This window comes from Xanthomonas sp. LF06-19 (assembly GCF_034105425.1).
Lineage (GTDB): Bacteria > Pseudomonadota > Gammaproteobacteria > Xanthomonadales > Xanthomonadaceae > Xanthomonas_A > Xanthomonas_A sontii.
Genome location: NZ_JAXGGH010000009.1, coordinates 197,424 through 212,526 on the forward strand (window position 1 = coordinate 197,424; position 15,103 = coordinate 212,526).

A 15,103-nucleotide genomic window follows, 5' to 3' on the forward strand; every position below is an offset into this window, starting at 1 on the left:
CTCAGTTGCCCTCCTTGCGCGACAGTTGCGCCAGCATCAGGCGGGCGATCGCCAGCACGACGAAGGTCACCAGGAACAGGACGAAGCCCAGCAGCAGCAGTGCCGAGCGGTAATCGCCGGTGGCTTCGCCGAAGTCGTTGGCGATCAGCGCGGCGATGGTGGTGCCCGGCTCCAGCAGCGAGGGCGACAGGCGCACCGTGTTGCCGACCACGAAGGCCACCGCCATGGTCTCGCCGAGCGCGCGGCCCAGGCCCAGGAAGATGCCGCCGATCACCGCCGAGCGGGTGTAGGGCAGCACGATGTCCCAGCTCACCTCCCAGCGCGTGGAGCCGAGCGCGTAGGCCGACTCCTTGAGTCGGGTGGGCACGGTCAGGAACACTTCGCGCATCACCGAAGAGATGAAGGGAATCACCATGATCGCCAGCACGAAGCCGGCGGTGAGCAGGCCGATGCCGATCGGGGGTCCCTGGAAGATCGGGCCGATCACCGGCAACGTGCCGAGGTGGTCGTTGAGCCAGGGCGTGACGTACTCGGACATGATCGGGATCAGCACGAATAGGCCCCACATGCCGTAGATGATCGACGGGATGCCGGCCAGCAGTTCGATCGCGGTCCCGACCGGGCCGCGCAGCCAGCGTGGCGCCACTTCGGTCAGGAAGAAGGCGATGCCGAAGCTCACCGGCACCGCGATCAGCATCGCGATCAAGGCGGTCACCAGGGTGCCGTAGATCGGCGCCAGTGCGCCGTACTTGTTCTCGACCGGGTTCCACTCGCTGGAGTAGAAGAAGCTCATGCCCTGCAGCTGCAGGGCATGACGGCCGCCCCACAGCATCGACAGCGCAGCGCTGCCGAGGGCGACGAGTACCAAAACGACGGTGGCGGTGAGGATCCAGCGGAACAATCGGTCGGCGCGGGCGTCACGCAGGTCGCGTCCGCGTGGCGCCGACATCGCTTCGGGAAGGACAGTGCTGTTCATGGGCTCGGTCGTCGCCGGAGCACGCGCCTGCGCGCTCCGATCGTGGCCGCGGCGGGGATGACCGCGCGCGGTGGGTGGTTGCATCGCTCCCGCACAGGCGGGAACCCGAAAGTCCGAATCACAAGTTGCCGAGACGGCGACCGGCGGCGCCTGGACTGCACCGCCGGTCGCCGGTTGCCGCCGCGGTGCGCGCAGTGCGCACCGCGGTGGCGCTTACTTGAATTCCTTGCTCCAGTAGGACTCGATCTGCTGCACCAGTTCCGGCGGCAGCGGCACGTAGTGCAGGGCGTCGGCCTGCGGCTGGCCCTTCTCGAAGGCCCACTTGAAGAAGTCCAGGGTCGCCTTGCTGCGCGCCGGGTCCTTGGCCTGCTTGTGCATCAGCATGAAGTTGGTGGCGGTGATCGGCCACGCCTGCGCGCCTGCGGCGTTGGTGATGACCAGGTTGAAGTCCTTGGCGTTGGCCCAGTCGGCCGACGCGGCGGCCGCGGCGAAGCTCTCGGCATTGGGCTGCACCCAGTTGCCGGCGGCGTTCTGCATCGACGCGTACGGCATCTTGTTCTGCAGCGCGTAGGCCAGTTCGACGTAGCCGATCGAGCCCTTGATCTGCTGCACGTACGAGGCCACGCCTTCGTTGCCCTTGCCGCCGACGCCGCCCGGCCACTGCACCGAGGTGCCTTCGCCGACCTTGCCCTTCCACTCCGGGCTGACCTTGGACAGGTAGTTGGTGAAGTTGAAGCTGGTGCCCGAGCCGTCGGAGCGGTGCACCAGGTTGATCTTGGTGTCGGGCAGGGTCACGCCCGGGTTCAGCGCGGTCAGCGCCGGGTCGTTCCACTTGCTGATCTTGCCCAGGAAGATGTCCGCCAGCACCGGGCCGGTCAGCCGCAGCTTGCCCGCGTCCATGCCGTCCAGGTTGACCACCGGCACCACCCCCCCAATCGCCGAGGGGAACTGGCCGAGGCCGGCCGCGGCCAGCTCGGCGCTGTCCAGCGGCTTGTCGGAAGAGCCGAAATCGACCGTGCCGGCCTTGATCTGGGCGATGCCGCCGCCGGAACCGATCGACTGGTAGTTGATCTTGTTGCCGGTGGCCGCGTTGTAGTCGGCCGACCACTTGGAGATCAGCGGGTAGATGAAGGAGGCACCGGCGCCGGAAATCTCCGCCGCGGTCTTGGCGCCGGCGGCCGGCGCGGCAGCGGGCGTCCCGCCTGCCGCATCGGCGGCACCCTGCTTGTCGCCGTTGCCGGGCTGGCAGGCGGTGACGGCGAAGGCCAGGGCGAGGGACAGGACGGCAATGCGCGCCGGCTGCAGTTTCATGGGGGGTCACTCCGTAGCGAAGAGCGCCGGGACATCCGGCGGATGCTCGCTATGAAATGATATTTTTGTTACAGCGAGATGACTTGCGGACTGGTTGGCGGACGCCCTCACCGGATGCGGCGCTCGCGCCGCCTTCCGGAACCGTGGCAGGGCAGGGCGGCGTGCCCCCCTGGGCCTGCGCACGGCTCCGCCAGCGGGGACAAAAAAAGACGCGGACCCTGCGGTCCGCGCCTTCGGGACATCGCCGTGCCGGCGCGCGAGCGCCGGACGGGCGAGACGCCGGCTTACTTCATGTTCTGCGCCCAGTAGGCTTCGATCTGCTTGACCAGCGGCTCCGGCAGCGGCACGTAGTCCAGCGCCTTGGCCTGCGGCTGGCCCTGCTCGAACGACCACTTGAAGAAGTCCAGCGCGGCCTTCGACGACGCCGGCTTCTTGGCCTTCTTGTACATGATGGCCCAGGTGGTGGCGGTGATCGGCCACGCGTCCTGGCCCGACGCGTTGGTCATGATCAGGTTGAAGTCCTTGGCCGACTTCCAGTCCGCGGTGGCGGCGGCAGCGGAGAAGGTCTTGTCGTCCGGCATCACGAAACGGCCGGCGGCGTTCTTCATGCCGGCGTAGCTGAGCTTGTTCTGCAGCGCGTAGGCGTACTCGACGTAGCCGATGCCGCCGCGGATCTGCTTGACGTAGGCGGCCACGCCTTCGTTGCCCTTGCCGCCGATGCCGGCCGGCCACTGCACGGCGGTGCCTTCACCGACCTTGCTCTTCCACTCCGGGCTAACCTTGGACAGGTAGTTGGTGAAATTGAAGCTGGTGCCCGAACCGTCGGAGCGGTGCACGATGGTGATCTTCAGGTCGGGCAGGGTCAGGCCCGGGTTCAGCGCGGCGATCGCCGGGTCGTTCCACTTGGTGATCTTGCCGAGGAAGATGTTGGCCAGCACGGTGCCGTCGAGCTTCATCGCACCCGGGGCCACGCCCGCCACGTTGAACACCGGCACGATGCCGCCGATCACGACCGGGAACTGGCCCAGGCCGAACTTTTCCAGATCCGCGCCGCTCAGCGGCTTGTCGGAGGCGCCGAAATCGACCGTGGCCGCCTGGATCTGCGCGATGCCGCCGCCGGAACCGATCGACTGGTAGTTGACGCGGTTGCCGCTTTTCTCAGCATAGGCAGCCGACCACTTCGACAGCACCGGGTAGACGAAGCTGGAGCCTGCGCCAGTGACATCGGTGGCTTGCGCCGCGAGCGAAAACGTAGCGACCGCGGCGGCTGCCAGCAGTCGGAGCTTGAGGGAACGCATCGGGAGAACTCCTGAAATAGGTGGAATGCCGGCACCCCGGCCGGCATCGGCTGCATTCCAAGACTTTTTCATGAACGTCTGAAGAAAATCAGATGTCAGTCCGGTGACAGCCTTCCCGGACGGGGTTGCCTTCGTTTCGAAACGAAGCTGACTCAAAACCGTCATGTCTTTGACGGAATCTTTACAAATGGTCGGGCCATCGCACTGGGGCCGCACCGCACCCATACCACCCTGCCACCACCCATCGGAGAGATTCTAATGCGTTCCCATCTTCTCGCCACGGCGATCCTCGCCAGCCTCGGCCTCGCGTCGGCGCCGCAGGCGTTCGCGGCGAAGGCCAAGGCCAGCAGCAACCCGCCCGCCGTCAGCGCTGCCCAGCTGCAGCAGCTGCAGGCCCAGATCGAAGCGCTGCAGACCCAGGTCCAGCAGCTGCAGGCGCAGTCGGAAGCCCTGCAGGCGCAGTCCGACGCGCAGTCGGAAGTGAATGTCGTGCAGGCCCAGGCGACCGAAACGGCGCAGGCCAGCGCCGCCAAGGTCGACAAGCTCGCCAAGCTGGTCAACGACAACAAGATCGGCGGCCGCATGTTCTTCGATCTGACCAACATCGACCGCACCAGCGGCGGCGCCAAGACCGCCGCCAGCGGCACCGGTCTGGACGTCAAGCGCTTCTACCTGACCGTCGACCACAGCTTCAACGAGATCTGGTCGGCCAACCTGACCACCGACTTCCAGTACAGCTCGGCGCTGTCCAACACTCAGCTGTTCGTCAAGAAGGCCTACGTGCAGGGCAAGTTCGACGACGCCTTCGCCCTGCGCATCGGTGCCGCCGACATGCCGTGGGTGCCGTTCGTCGAGAAGTTCTACGGCTACCGCTACGTCGAGAACACCCTGACCGACCGCCTGAAGTACGCCAACTCCTCCGACTGGGGCCTGCACGCCTTCGGCGACCTGGGCTCGCAGGTCAACTACGCGATGTCGGTGGTCAACGGTGCCGGCTACAAGAACCCGACCCGCGGCAAGGGCATGGACGTGGAAGGCCGCGTCGCCTACATGCCGATGCAGAACCTGGCCATCGCCGTCGGCGCCTACTCGGGCAAGCTGGGCAAGGAAACCGACATCCTCGACGCGCAGCACGACTACACCCGCGCCGATGCGATGGTCGCCTACGCCGATTCCAACTTCCGTCTGGGCGGCGAGTACTTCCAGGCCAAGAACCTCAACAACGTGCTGACCCCGGCCACTGACAAGTCCAGTGGCTGGTCGGTGTGGGGCAGCGTGGCGCTGACCGACGGCGGCATCAACGCCTTCGCCCGCTACGACAAGACCGACCTGAGCAAGACCATCGACCCGACCCTGGCCGACAAGTACTGGAACGTCGGCGTCGAGTTCCCGGTGCTGAAGAACCTGAAGCTGGCCACCGTGTACAAGTACACGCACCAGGACAACGCCAGCAAGAAGACCGACGTGGAAACCAAGGAATTCGGCGTCTGGGGCGACCTGTCGTTCTGATTCGCGGAGATTCCCGCACGTGGAACGAAAGGCGGCGCATTGCGCCGCCTTTCTTTTTTACGGCGCGATCGCCGCGGCGCGCGATGGGGCGCGGGCCGGGGCGCCTTTCACGGTTCGCGTCGACGACCGTGGACGATAGTCGCTGCTACAGCGGCCAGGTGGCCTCTCGTGGAGAACTGTAGAAGCGGTTTCAACCGCGACGGGCGCAGCGGCGGACGACATGCGCCGCGCAAGTTGCCCAAGCCGACATCCCCGGTGCTGTACCGGCCGGCGCCGCGGCACGCCGCTCAACCCGGCGTCTTGTCCTTGTACCGGCACAGGTCGCGGATCGCGCACTGCGGACAGTCGGGCTTGCGTGCCTTGCACACGTAGCGGCCGTGCAGGATCAGCCAGTGGTGCGCGTCGTACAGGAACTGCGCCGGCACCCGCTTGAGCAGCGAATCTTCGACTGCGCGCACGTCCTTGCCCGGGGCCAGCCCGGTGCGGTTGGCGACGCGGAAGATGTGCGTGTCCACCGCCATGGTCGGTTCGCCGAAGGCGGTGTTGAGCACCACGTTGGCGGTCTTGCGGCCGACCCCGGGCAGCGCTTCCAGCGCGGCGCGCGAGCGCGGCACCTCGCCGCCGTGCTGCTCGACCAGGATGCGGCAGGTGGCGATGACGTTCTTGGCCTTGGCGTTGAACAGGCCGATGGTGGAGATGTAGCGCTTCAGGCCGTCCTCGCCCAGCGCCAGGATCGCGGCCGGCGTGTTCGCCACCGGATACAGGCGCCGCGTGGCCTTGTTGACGCCGACGTCGGTGGCCTGCGCCGAGAGGATCACCGCGATCAGCAGTTCGAACGGGCTGTCGTATTCCAGCTCGGTGGTCGGGCTGGGGTTGAGTTCGGACAGGCGCGAGAACAGCTCATGGATCTCGTCCTTGCTCAGCAGGCGCCCGCGCCGTGCAGGCGTGCTTGCGCCCGTGCTCGCGGTCGCGCTCATTGGCCGCCTCGCTGCGCGGCCTTGGCCTTGGCGCGGGCCAGGATCGCCGCAGCGGCCGCCGGCAGGGCCGGCGCGCTCGGTGTGGCCGTGGTCGACGTCGAGGCGATCGGTGTCGCTGCCGCACGTCGCGCCTGGCGCGCATGGGCACGTCGCTCCAGGCGCGCGCTGCGCGCCCGGTAGCGCGCACGCGCGTCCCACGCATCGCGCAGGCGCTGCTGCGCGGCCAGCACCTGCGCGCGCAACTGCGGATGCGCCGGGTCCAGGCGATCGTCCTCCGGATCGGTGCCGCGGTAGTCCATCAGGCCGCCGTCGATCGCGGCATCCAGATCGTCGTCCAGGATCCAGCGCAGCAACTGCAGCGGCGTGGCGAGAGCGGGGGCGTGCGACATCGTGTGCGGGCTCAGCGGTTGCGGAACTGCGGCGGGCGCCGCTCCAGGAAGGCGCGGGTGCCTTCGCGCATGTCCTCGCTGGAGAACAGCAGGCCGAACTGCGCGGTCTCGTATTCCAGCCCCTGTTCGATCGCGCTTTCGCCACCGATCTGGATCGCGTCGAGGATGCCGCGCAGCGCCAGCGGTGCGGCATCGGCCAGTTGCTGCGCCAATTTCAGCGTGGTCGCCTGCAGTTCGCCGGCGGCGACCACGCGGTTGACCAGGCCCAGTTGCAGTGCGCGCGCCGCGTCGATCGGCACGCCGAGCAGGCACAGTTCCAGCGCCGCGGCGCGGCCGACCAGCCGCAGCAGGCGCTGGGTGCCGCCGAAGCCGGGAATCAGCCCGAGATTGATCTCCGGCTGGCCCAGGCGCGCGCCTTCGGCGGCCACGCGCAGGTGGCAGGCCATCGCCAGTTCCAGCCCGCCGCCGAGGGCGAAACCGTTGACCATCGCCAGCACCGGCTTGGGCATGCGCTCGATCCGGCGCATCAGGCGCTGGCCCAGTTGCGAGAAATCGCGGCCCTGCACCGGTGTCAGTTCGTTCATCTCGGCGATGTCGGCGCCGGCCACGAAGGCTTTCTCGCCGGCGCCGGTCAGCACCACCACGCGGATCTGCGGGTCGTCCGCGGCCGCGGCGAAGGCCGCATCCAGCGCCTGCAAAACCTGGCGATTCAAGGCGTTGAGCTTGTCGGCTCGATTCACGGTGAGGATGCGGATCGCACCCTGGGTATCGGCGAGGACCGGCGTGCCGGACATGTGCATTCCTGGTTGTTAAAAAAAGGTAATGGGAACTCTGGGCGGGCCGCACCAGTCAGAGCAGCGTCGTCGGTAGCGGTTACGCGCCGCGGCGGCTATCCTAACGCGTCATCTCAGGCGGCACGGGCCGCCCTGTGCCACCACCCTGGAGAATTGTTTGATGAAGTTGCGTTCTATTGCGGTCGCTGTCGCGGCCCTCGCCCTGAGCGGCAATGCGTTCGCCCAGGACACCTCGTCCGAGAAGGGCAAGCTGAGCTATTACTTCGGCTACGACTACGGCAACAACCTTGCCGAACTCACCGGCCGCGGCGAGCAGCTCGATATCAATGCGGTGGTGAAGGGCTTGCAGGACGCCTACGCCAAGAAGCAGCCGGCGGTCAGCGCCGACCAGCTGAAGCCGGCGGTTGAAGCGTTCCAGAAGCGCGAGCAGGCCCGCGCCCAGCAGGCCAAGGCCGACTACGAGAAGGCCGCTGCCGAGAACAAGACCAAGAGCGACCAGTTCATGGCCCAGAACAAGGCCAAGCCTGGCGTGCAGGTGCTGCCCAGCGGCGTGCAGTACCGCGTGATCGAGGCCGGCAAGGGTGCCAAGCCGACCCAGGCCAGCACCGTGCAGCTGGAAGTGGCCGGTCCGTACCCGTTCGGCCAGCGTCCGGCGCAGGCGCGTCCGGCGCAGCAGATCCCGGCGATCAAGGTCAGCGAAGTCGAGATGCAGGCCATGCGCGACACGCTGCTGCAGATGCCGGCCGGCTCCAAGTGGGAAGTGACCCTGCCGCCGGACAAGGCCTACGGTGCCGACCCGCGTACGCCGTTCCCGCCGAACGTGGCGGTGCAGTTCGAGATCAAGCTGGTCAGCGTCAAGTAAGCACGCCGCTCCAGTGCACGACGATTGCGCCGGCAGCGATGCCGGCGCAATTTTTTTGGGCAGGCAACGACGGCGCCGACGAATCGCGCTAGGCTGGCAAGGTGTCGAATCCGATGGATCCCGTTCCGCATGCCCTGCTCACGCCCTGCATCGGTCTCTGCCGTCTCGATGCGCAGGGCTATTGCGCCGGCTGCCTGCGCAGCGGCGACGAGATCGCACGCTGGCGCGGCATGAGCGACGCCGAACGCCGCCGCTACATGGACGAGGTGCTGCCGGGCCGCGGCTGGTCGCCGTCGCCGGGGCAGCGCCTGGCCGAACGTGCGCATCTGCTGCGCGCACTGCACCCGCTGCAGCAGCCGCCGGCGGGGCCGGGCTGGAATCACCACGAGTTGCAGGATCTGTTGCCGGACGGCGCGCCGGTGGAAGCGGCGGTGCTGGCCGGCCTGGTGCCGCGTGCCGACGGCACCCATGTGCTGTTGACCCGGCGCACCGACAGCCTGCGTCACCACGGCGGCCAGGTCAGTTTTCCCGGCGGCCGCATCGAGGCCAGCGACGCCGATGCGGTGGCCGCGGCGCTGCGCGAGAGCGAGGAAGAGATCGCGCTTGCGGCGTCGCAGGCGGAGCCGCTGGGCTACCTGGATCCGTTCGTCACCATCAGCGGCTTCCGGGTGATGCCGGTGGTCGCGGCGATCGATCCGCGCTTCGTGCCGCAGCCGCATCCGGGCGAGGTGGCCGAGGTGTTCGAGGTGCCGCTGGCCTACCTGATGGCGCCGGACAACCTGCGCAGCATCGAGACCGATTACCGCGGACGCCCGCGCGTCGTGCTGGAGTACGGCTGGCCCGGCCAGCGGATCTGGGGCGCGACCGCGGCGATCCTGCTCAACCTGCGCCGCCGACTGGAGCAAGCCGCATGACCGCAACGTCCCCCGCATGGCACACCCTGGTCGAGGCGCCGGCGCTGGCCGCCGCGCTCGACGATCCCGCGCTGCGCCTGGTCGATGCGCGGTTCGTGCCGGCGGCGCTGCTCGATCCCGCCGCGGCGGCGGCCGCGCGCGCGGCCTATGCGCAATCGCACCTGCCCGGCGCGGTCTACGCCGATCTGAACGCGGATCTGTCCGATCTCGGCCGTCCCGGCCTGGGCCGGCATCCGTTGCCGGACGACGCGGCGTTCGCGCGCACCCTGGGGCAGTGGGGCATCGGCCCGCAGCACCAGGTGGTGGTGTACGACGCCGGCGACGGCAGCATGGCCGCTGCCCGCCTATGGTGGATGCTGGGCCTGCTCGGCCATTGCCGTGTCGCCGTGCTCGACGGCGGCCTTGCCGAATGGCGCCGGCTCGGCCTGCCGGAAACCGACGCGGCCTCCGCGCCGTCGCCGCTGCCGCCGTATCCGCAGGCGTTCGATGCGACGCGCATCGTCTCCGCCGAGGAGGTCGCCGCACGCCTGCACGAGGCGCCGGGCTGGTTGCTGGATGCGCGCCCCGGCGAACGCTTCCGTGGCGAGGTGGAGCCGATCGACCCGCTGCCCGGGCATGTGCCCGGCGCGCTCAACCGGCCGCTGGCGCAGAACCTGCGCGACGGCCGCCTGCGCCCGGCGCAGGAACTGCGCGCGGAACTGCAGCCGCTGCTGCAGGGACGCGATCCGCGCGAGGTGGTGTTGATGTGCGGATCGGGCGTCACCGCCTGCCATCTGCTGCTGGCGCTGGAGCATGCCGGCCTGCACGGTGCGCGCGTGTATGCCGGCTCCTGGAGCGGCTGGATCGCCGATCCGGCACGGCCGCGCGCCATCGGCTAGGGCCGGCGCCGGTCCACACGGAACGCATGCACGATGGCACGCGACAGGGGCGGCACCATGCGCTGGCGTGAGGCCTGCGGGCTGGCGATGCTGCTGGGCCTGGCCGCCTGCGGCGACCGCCGCGCGTCGGCCGATGGCGCCGACGCCTCGCCACGCGCGCAATCTGCCACGCATTATCGCGAGGCGGTGGAGCGCAATCGTGCGCAGCGCCTGGCGACATTGCGCGCGCCGTCGGGCTGGTTGAGTTTCACCGGCTCCGGGCGTCTGCACAGCGGCGTGCACCGGGTCGGCAGCGCACCCGACAACGACGTGCAGTTGCCGGCCGGCCCGGCGCATCTGGGCATGCTGCAGGTGGATCCGCAGGAGGGCGTGCAGTTCCAGCCCGCGGCGGACGCGGCGGTGCAGGTGAACGGCCAGCCGTTCGCCGGTGGCCGCCTGGAGACCGACGCGGCGCACGACACCCAGACCCGCCTTGCGCTGGGAGCGCAGGAGTTCTACGTGGTGCGCACCGGCAACCTGTTCGGCTGGCGCTTCCGCGATCCACAGGCGCCGGCGCGCGCGCGCTTCCGCCGCATCGATTACTTCCCGATCGATCCGCAGTGGCGGGTGGTGGCCGACTGGCATCCGGTGCCGGCGCCGCAGGCGATGGTGCTGCTCACCTCGATCGGCACGCCGCAGCCGCTGGCCCTGGTCGGCAGCGCCGAGTTCGTGCTGCGGGGGCGGCGCTACAAGCTGCAGATCCTGCGCGACGGCGCCAGCCAGCGCCTGTTCCTGCCGTTCTCCGACCGAACCAGCGGCCGCGAGAGCTATGGCGGCGCCCGTTATCTGTTCGTGCCGGCGCCGCAGGGCGGCCGTATCGTGCTGGATTTCAACCTGTCGCAGAACCCGCCATGCGCGTTCACCCCGCACGTGGTGTGCCCGCTGGCACCGGTCGGCAATCGCCTGGACGTGGCGGTGACCGCCGGCGAGAAGAACTACGTCGGCGCGCACTGAGCGCGCGTGGAAAATCGCGCAGGAGCGGCTTCGGCCGCGACCGGGCCGTTCCCGGTGAAGCCGGGGCGCGGCTGAAGCCGCTCCTGCGGGAGCGTGCGAATACGACCCTGTCTGGTACTCCATCGCGGCCCGAATCAGCCGTTCCAATCCATCGCCTCCAAGGCGGTCACACAGGCGGCGCATACGGCGCCAGCGCCACCGCCTCCAGCACCTGCGGCCAGGGAAAGCGCGGGCCCGGATCCAGCTTGCGCTGCACCTGCCGCGTCGGACAGTCGCTGGCCGGTTCCAGGCTGCGGTCCAGCGCCTCGTGTCCGGCGATGTGGCGCAGCTGCGGCAACTCCGCGCGCAACTGCTGCAGCAAGCGGATCAGCGCCTGGATCTGCGCCGGGGGGTAGTCTTCGCGCATCGCCTGGTGGCGCGAATCCAGCCACAGCGGATAGCGTCCGCGGTTGACCAGTTCGATGCCGAGCGACTGCGGGTTGTAGCCGCGCACGTGGTGCGCGATGCGCTCCGCGGGCACGTAGCGATGCACGCTGCCGTCGCGGTCGATGTAGAAGTGGCCGCTGTTGCCGGTGCCCGACGGATACAGCACACGCTCGCCGTACAGGCGCGCGCTGGCCAGGTCCGGCAACTCGGTGCAGTGGATCACCGCCAGCGTGATGCTGTCCGGCGCGCGCTCCTGCAGCAGGCCGACGTAGGGCAGGGGCGCATCGTGGATCGGCAACGGCGAGGTGGGCGGCATGCGCGGATGCTAGCATTCGCCGATGACCCTGAATTCCGAAAGCCCGCTGGCGACCCTGCTGGCCACACTGCCGCGCGCCGGACGCGTGGAATGGATCGGCCTGCGCCCGGCGCGCGACGTGCCGATGCACGAGGTCGACGCCGCTGAGGCACAGACCGATGGCGGCCTGCACGGCGACCGCTACGCCGGCCGCAACGGCAAGCGCGGCGTCACCCTGATCCAGGCCGAACACCTGCCGGCGATCGCCGCGCTGGCCGGGCATGCGGCGGTGGCGCCGGCGACCCTGCGGCGCAACGTGGTGGTGTCGGGCATTCCGCTGATCGCGCTGAAGGGGCGCCGTTTCCGCATCGGCGAGGTCGAGCTGGAAGGCATCGCGCCGTGCGACCCGTGCTCGCGCATGGAGCAGGCGTTGGGGCCCGGCGGCTACAACGCCATGCGTGGCCACGGCGGCCTGTGCGCACGCATCGTGCAGGGCGGCACGCTGCGGCTGGGCGATGCGGTGGTGGCGCTGTGAGCCGCGGCCACTGCATCCTCTCGCACGGCTTCGAGAGCGGGCCGGACGCGATCAAGGTGACCGCATTGGCCGAGGTGGCGGAGCGCCTGGGCTGGAGCCATTCGCGCCCGGACTACACCGACCTGGACGCGCGCCGCGACATCAGCCCGCTCGGCGACGTGCCGACCCGCCTGCAGCGCCTGCTGGAACAGGCGCAGGCGGCGGCGCAGCGCGGGCCGCTGGTGCTGGCCGGTTCCAGCCTCGGCGCCTACATCGCCGCGCAGGTGTCGCTGCACGTGCCGGTGCGCGGCCTGTTCCTGATGGTGCCGCCGACGCGGATGGGGCACATGCCGGCGCTGGATGCGGCACCGGTGCCGACCTCGGTGGTGCATGCCTGGCGCGACGAACTGATTCCCGCCAGTGAAGTGATCGCCTGGGCGCAGGCGCGTGCCGCGCGGCTGCTGCTGGTCGACGACACGCATCGCCTGGGCGAGCACGTGGCGACCTCGGCGCAGGCCTTCGCCGAGCTGCTGGAGCGCCTGTGAGCGCAGCCGACGACATGCTGTTGCGCGCCGAGCGGCCGGCCGACGCGGCGGCGATCGAGGCGCTGACCCTGGTCGCCTTCTTCCGCGTCGCGCACAGCCGCCACGACGAGCAGGACATCATCGAGCGGCTGCGCGCGGACGGCGCGCTGACCCTGTCGCTGGTGATCGAGCACGAGGGCTACATCGTCGGCCACGTCGCGGTGTCGCCAGTGAGCCTGTCCGACGGCAGCCGCGGCTGGTACGGGCTGGGACCGCTGTCGGTGGGGCCGGGCCACCAGCGCCAGGGCCTGGGCACGCGGCTGGTGCGCGAGGCGCTGGCGCAGTTGCAGGCGCTGGGTGCGGCCGGCTGCGTGGTGCTGGGCGACCCGGGCTACTACGCGCGCTTCGGCTTCCATCCGGAACCCGGGCTGACGCTGCCGGGTGCGCCGGTGGAGGCCTTCCAGGCGCTGGCCTTCGGCGAGCGCCTGCCGCCGATGGCCGAGGTGGTCTACCACCCGGCGTTCCTGTCCGCGGCCTGAGCCCGCACAGCGCGATCTCGCCCGGCGCGGGCCGGGTGCGCTAGCATTGTCCCGCACCTTCATCGAGGAACCACGCCGATGCGCCATTGATGCCGCCGTCTTCGCGACGGCCTTCGTCCCACCTGCCGAGCGATCGGCGGGCACGACCGGCATCCATGGAGGTTCCCATGACGCATCCGCTGCTTGCGCTGGACAGCGCGACCCATGTTCTGCCCGACGGCAGGATTCTGTTCTCCGATCTGCACTTCGCGCTCGATACGCGCCGCACCGGCCTGGTCGGCCGCAACGGCGTCGGCAAGAGCGTGTTCGCGCGCCTGCTCGCCGGCGAACTGAGACCCAGCGCCGGGCGCTGCGTGCGCCACGGCCGCCTGCATTACGTGCCACAGCAGATCGCGCCGGCGCCGCACGCCACCGTCGCCGACCTGGCCGGCGTGGGCACGGCGTTGCGGGCGCTGGCACGGATCGAGGCCGGCAGTGCCGACGTGGCGGATTTCGATGCGCTCGGCGAGCGCTGGGACATCGCCCAGCGCCTGCAGGCGCAACTGCACGCGCACGACCTCGGCGCGCTGGAGCCGCACCGCCTGGCGGCCACGCTCAGCGGCGGCGAGGCGATGCGGGTGGCGCTGATCGGCGCCTGGTTGGCCGAGGCCGATGCGCTGATCCTGGACGAGCCGACCCTGCACCTGGACGCGGCGCAGCGGCAGCGCCTGCGCGAGACGCTGCAGCGCTGGCCGGGCGGCCTGCTGGTGATCAGCCACGATGCGCTGCTGCTGCAGGACATGCAGCGCACGCTGGAACTGTCGCCAGGCGGGCTGCGCGACTACGGCGGCGACTACGCGTTCTACCTGCAGTGCCGGGCGCGCGAGCGCGAGGCCGCGCAGGCCGAACTGGCGCAGCACAAGCTGCAGCACGCGCGCGACAACGCTGCCTGGCAGGCACAGCACGATCGACAGCAGCGGCGCAGTGCGCGCGGGCGGCAGCAGGCCGGCACGGCCAACCAGGCGCCGATCCTGCTCGGCCGGCAGAAGCAGCGCAGCCAGGACAGTGCCGGCAAGCGGGTGCGCGATCATCAGGCCACGCAGGCGCGCAGCCTGGAGCGCATCGCCGAGGCCGCGCGCCAGGTGCAGCCCGACGCGCCGGTGGCGCTGTTCGCGCCGCCGCCGGCCGATGCGGCCACCCGGCGCCTGGTCGAGCTGCAGGCAGTGCGGCTGCCGTTCGCGCCGGCGACGCGGCAGCCGCTGGACCTGGTGGTGCAGGGCGGCGCACGCATCGGCGTGGTCGGGGCCAACGGCAGCGGCAAGTCGACCCTGCTGCGGGTGCTGGCCGGGCAGGTGGCGGCGTTGTCCGGCAGTTGCCGGGTGCGCGCCGCCAGTGCCTACCTGGACCAGTCGTTGGCGGCGCTGGACCCGGCTGCCACCGCGCTGGCGCAGGTGCAGGCCGCCGCGCCCGGCATCGCACTCGCCGACCTGCGCACGCGGCTGGCCTTGCTCGGCCTGGACGCGCAGCGCATCGGCGTGCCCTGCGGCCAGCTCAGCGGCGGCGAGCGGCTGAAGACTGCGCTGGCCTGCGCCTTCTACCGCACGCCGCCGGCCGAACTGCTGTTGCTGGACGAGCCGGACAACCACCTGGACCGCGAAGCCCGCGACGCGTTGCGCGCGGTGCTGCTGCAGTACCCCGGCGCGCTGCTGGTGGTCTCGCACGATGCGGAGTTCCTGGACACGCTGCGCCTGCAGCAGCGCTTGCAGGCGGATGCCGAAGCGTGGCGGCTGACGCCGTGGTGAGTGGCCTGCGCTGCCGTCGACGGGGTCTGCCGCCGGGCATGCCCGGCGCCGGATTCGTGGTCTCGCATTGCGCGATGCGTCGCGCACCAAGGCGTCAGGAGGGCGCGTCTGCAGCGCCAGCTT

16 protein-coding genes are annotated in these 15,103 nt (G+C 70.1%); 9 read left to right on the plus strand and 7 right to left on the minus strand.

Features of this window, described 5'->3' with window-relative positions; genetic code table 11:
- Position 1: 1 nt before the first annotated feature.
- The 3 genes from pstC to pstS (SLW55_RS18000) form a co-directional block, all read right to left on the minus strand.
- Complete coding sequence (gene pstC, locus SLW55_RS17990; protein ID WP_026143658.1) at positions 2-976, minus strand: phosphate ABC transporter permease subunit PstC; 975 nt, start codon at positions 974-976, stop codon at positions 2-4.
- A gap of 213 nt (positions 977-1,189) precedes the next feature.
- A complete protein-coding gene (pstS, locus tag SLW55_RS17995) occupies positions 1,190-2,287 on the minus strand; it encodes a phosphate ABC transporter substrate-binding protein PstS (protein ID WP_043092425.1) in 1,098 nt (365 codons plus the stop codon).
- 284 nt (positions 2,288-2,571) lie between these two features.
- Positions 2,572-3,585: a phosphate ABC transporter substrate-binding protein PstS gene (gene pstS / locus SLW55_RS18000; protein ID WP_267099300.1), complete on the minus strand. Its 1,014-nt coding sequence runs from the start codon at positions 3,583-3,585 to the stop codon at positions 2,572-2,574.
- 258 nt (positions 3,586-3,843) lie between these two features.
- Here pstS (SLW55_RS18000) and SLW55_RS18005 point away from each other — a divergent pair, with 258 nt between their 5' ends.
- Complete coding sequence (locus SLW55_RS18005; RefSeq protein ID WP_017910158.1) at positions 3,844-5,094, plus strand: porin; 1,251 nt, start codon at positions 3,844-3,846, stop codon at positions 5,092-5,094.
- Between the two features lie 287 nt (positions 5,095-5,381).
- On the opposite strand, the gene nth is transcribed toward SLW55_RS18005, so the two are convergent.
- The 3 genes from nth to SLW55_RS18020 are packed head-to-tail and all read right to left on the minus strand — an operon-like array spanning position 5,382 to position 7,254.
- Positions 5,382-6,071, minus strand: a complete 690-nt coding sequence (gene nth / locus SLW55_RS18010; RefSeq protein WP_017910157.1) for an endonuclease III — start codon at positions 6,069-6,071, stop codon at positions 5,382-5,384.
- Positions 6,068-6,460: a hypothetical protein gene (locus SLW55_RS18015; protein ID WP_320745504.1), complete on the minus strand. Its 393-nt coding sequence runs from the start codon at positions 6,458-6,460 to the stop codon at positions 6,068-6,070. Before SLW55_RS18015 ends, nth begins: the two co-directional genes overlap by 4 nt.
- Positions 6,461-6,471: 11 nt before the next feature.
- Complete coding sequence (locus SLW55_RS18020; protein WP_043095165.1) at positions 6,472-7,254, minus strand: enoyl-CoA hydratase-related protein; 783 nt, start codon at positions 7,252-7,254, stop codon at positions 6,472-6,474.
- Positions 7,255-7,414: 160 nt separating this feature from the next.
- Here SLW55_RS18020 and SLW55_RS18025 point away from each other — a divergent pair, with 160 nt between their 5' ends.
- The 4 genes from SLW55_RS18025 (at position 7,415) to SLW55_RS18040 (ending at position 10,901) form a co-directional block, all read left to right on the plus strand.
- Positions 7,415-8,116, plus strand: a complete 702-nt coding sequence (locus SLW55_RS18025) for an FKBP-type peptidyl-prolyl cis-trans isomerase (protein WP_017908716.1) — start codon at positions 7,415-7,417, stop codon at positions 8,114-8,116.
- Between the two features lie 113 nt (positions 8,117-8,229).
- Positions 8,230-9,030: a DUF1289 domain-containing protein gene (locus tag SLW55_RS18030; protein ID WP_017913753.1), complete on the plus strand. Its 801-nt coding sequence runs from the start codon at positions 8,230-8,232 to the stop codon at positions 9,028-9,030.
- Positions 9,027-9,908 carry a sulfurtransferase gene (locus SLW55_RS18035; RefSeq protein ID WP_267099298.1) on the plus strand — a complete coding sequence of 294 codons (882 nt, stop codon included), beginning with the start codon at positions 9,027-9,029 and terminating at the stop codon, positions 9,906-9,908. The genes SLW55_RS18030 and SLW55_RS18035 overlap by 4 nt, the downstream gene beginning before the upstream one ends.
- Before the next feature lie 57 nt (positions 9,909-9,965).
- Positions 9,966-10,901, plus strand: a complete 936-nt coding sequence (locus tag SLW55_RS18040; protein ID WP_267099375.1) for a DUF1684 domain-containing protein — start codon at positions 9,966-9,968, stop codon at positions 10,899-10,901.
- 166 nt (positions 10,902-11,067) lie between these two features.
- On the opposite strand, the gene SLW55_RS18045 is transcribed toward SLW55_RS18040, so the two are convergent.
- Positions 11,068-11,643 (minus strand): N-acetylmuramoyl-L-alanine amidase, encoded by a 576-nt coding sequence (locus SLW55_RS18045; RefSeq protein ID WP_267099297.1) that lies wholly within the window; start codon positions 11,641-11,643, stop codon positions 11,068-11,070.
- Positions 11,644-11,665: 22 nt separating this feature from the next.
- Here SLW55_RS18045 and SLW55_RS18050 point away from each other — a divergent pair, with 22 nt between their 5' ends.
- The 4 genes from SLW55_RS18050 to SLW55_RS18065 all read left to right on the plus strand — a co-directional run bounded on the left by SLW55_RS18050 (position 11,666) and on the right by SLW55_RS18065 (position 14,980).
- Positions 11,666-12,157 carry an MOSC domain-containing protein gene (locus tag SLW55_RS18050; RefSeq protein WP_043092417.1) on the plus strand — a complete coding sequence of 164 codons (492 nt, stop codon included), beginning with the start codon at positions 11,666-11,668 and terminating at the stop codon, positions 12,155-12,157.
- Positions 12,154-12,681 carry an alpha/beta fold hydrolase gene (locus SLW55_RS18055; protein WP_152236401.1) on the plus strand — a complete coding sequence of 176 codons (528 nt, stop codon included), beginning with the start codon at positions 12,154-12,156 and terminating at the stop codon, positions 12,679-12,681. The genes SLW55_RS18050 and SLW55_RS18055 overlap by 4 nt, the downstream gene beginning before the upstream one ends.
- A 14-nt stretch (positions 12,682-12,695) precedes the next feature.
- Positions 12,696-13,199 (plus strand): N-acetyltransferase, encoded by a 504-nt coding sequence (locus SLW55_RS18060; RefSeq protein ID WP_267083522.1) that lies wholly within the window; start codon positions 12,696-12,698, stop codon positions 13,197-13,199.
- Between the two features lie 167 nt (positions 13,200-13,366).
- The gene (locus tag SLW55_RS18065) at positions 13,367-14,980 is read left to right on the plus strand and encodes an ABC-F family ATP-binding cassette domain-containing protein (RefSeq protein ID WP_267099296.1); all 1,614 of its coding nucleotides are present in this window, start codon (positions 13,367-13,369) and stop codon (positions 14,978-14,980) included.
- Positions 14,981-15,103: the final 123 nt, after the last annotated feature.

What these genes read in the sequence shown, in the direction of transcription:
- nth (WP_017910157.1), bottom strand. Translation starts at nt 6,071, where the DNA reads ATGAGCGCGACCGCGAGCACGGGCGCAAGCACGCCTGCACGGCGCGGG.
- pstS (WP_267099300.1), bottom strand. Translation starts at nt 3,585, where the DNA reads ATGCGTTCCCTCAAGCTCCGACTGCTGGCAGCCGCCGCGGTCGCTACG.
- pstC (WP_026143658.1), bottom strand. Translation starts at nt 976, where the DNA reads ATGAACAGCACTGTCCTTCCCGAAGCGATGTCGGCGCCACGCGGACGC.
- SLW55_RS18035 (WP_267099298.1), top strand. Translation starts at nt 9,027, where the DNA reads ATGACCGCAACGTCCCCCGCATGGCACACCCTGGTCGAGGCGCCGGCG.
- SLW55_RS18045 (WP_267099297.1), bottom strand. Translation starts at nt 11,643, where the DNA reads ATGCCGCCCACCTCGCCGTTGCCGATCCACGATGCGCCCCTGCCCTAC.
- SLW55_RS18030 (WP_017913753.1), top strand. Translation starts at nt 8,230, where the DNA reads ATGGATCCCGTTCCGCATGCCCTGCTCACGCCCTGCATCGGTCTCTGC.
- SLW55_RS18065 (WP_267099296.1), top strand. Translation starts at nt 13,367, where the DNA reads ATGACGCATCCGCTGCTTGCGCTGGACAGCGCGACCCATGTTCTGCCC.
- SLW55_RS18050 (WP_043092417.1), top strand. Translation starts at nt 11,666, where the DNA reads ATGACCCTGAATTCCGAAAGCCCGCTGGCGACCCTGCTGGCCACACTG.
- pstS (WP_043092425.1), bottom strand. Translation starts at nt 2,287, where the DNA reads ATGAAACTGCAGCCGGCGCGCATTGCCGTCCTGTCCCTCGCCCTGGCC.
- SLW55_RS18020 (WP_043095165.1), bottom strand. Translation starts at nt 7,254, where the DNA reads ATGTCCGGCACGCCGGTCCTCGCCGATACCCAGGGTGCGATCCGCATC.
- SLW55_RS18060 (WP_267083522.1), top strand. Translation starts at nt 12,696, where the DNA reads ATGCTGTTGCGCGCCGAGCGGCCGGCCGACGCGGCGGCGATCGAGGCG.
- SLW55_RS18005 (WP_017910158.1), top strand. Translation starts at nt 3,844, where the DNA reads ATGCGTTCCCATCTTCTCGCCACGGCGATCCTCGCCAGCCTCGGCCTC.
- SLW55_RS18015 (WP_320745504.1), bottom strand. Translation starts at nt 6,460, where the DNA reads ATGTCGCACGCCCCCGCTCTCGCCACGCCGCTGCAGTTGCTGCGCTGG.
- SLW55_RS18025 (WP_017908716.1), top strand. Translation starts at nt 7,415, where the DNA reads ATGAAGTTGCGTTCTATTGCGGTCGCTGTCGCGGCCCTCGCCCTGAGC.
- SLW55_RS18040 (WP_267099375.1), top strand. Translation starts at nt 9,966, where the DNA reads ATGCGCTGGCGTGAGGCCTGCGGGCTGGCGATGCTGCTGGGCCTGGCC.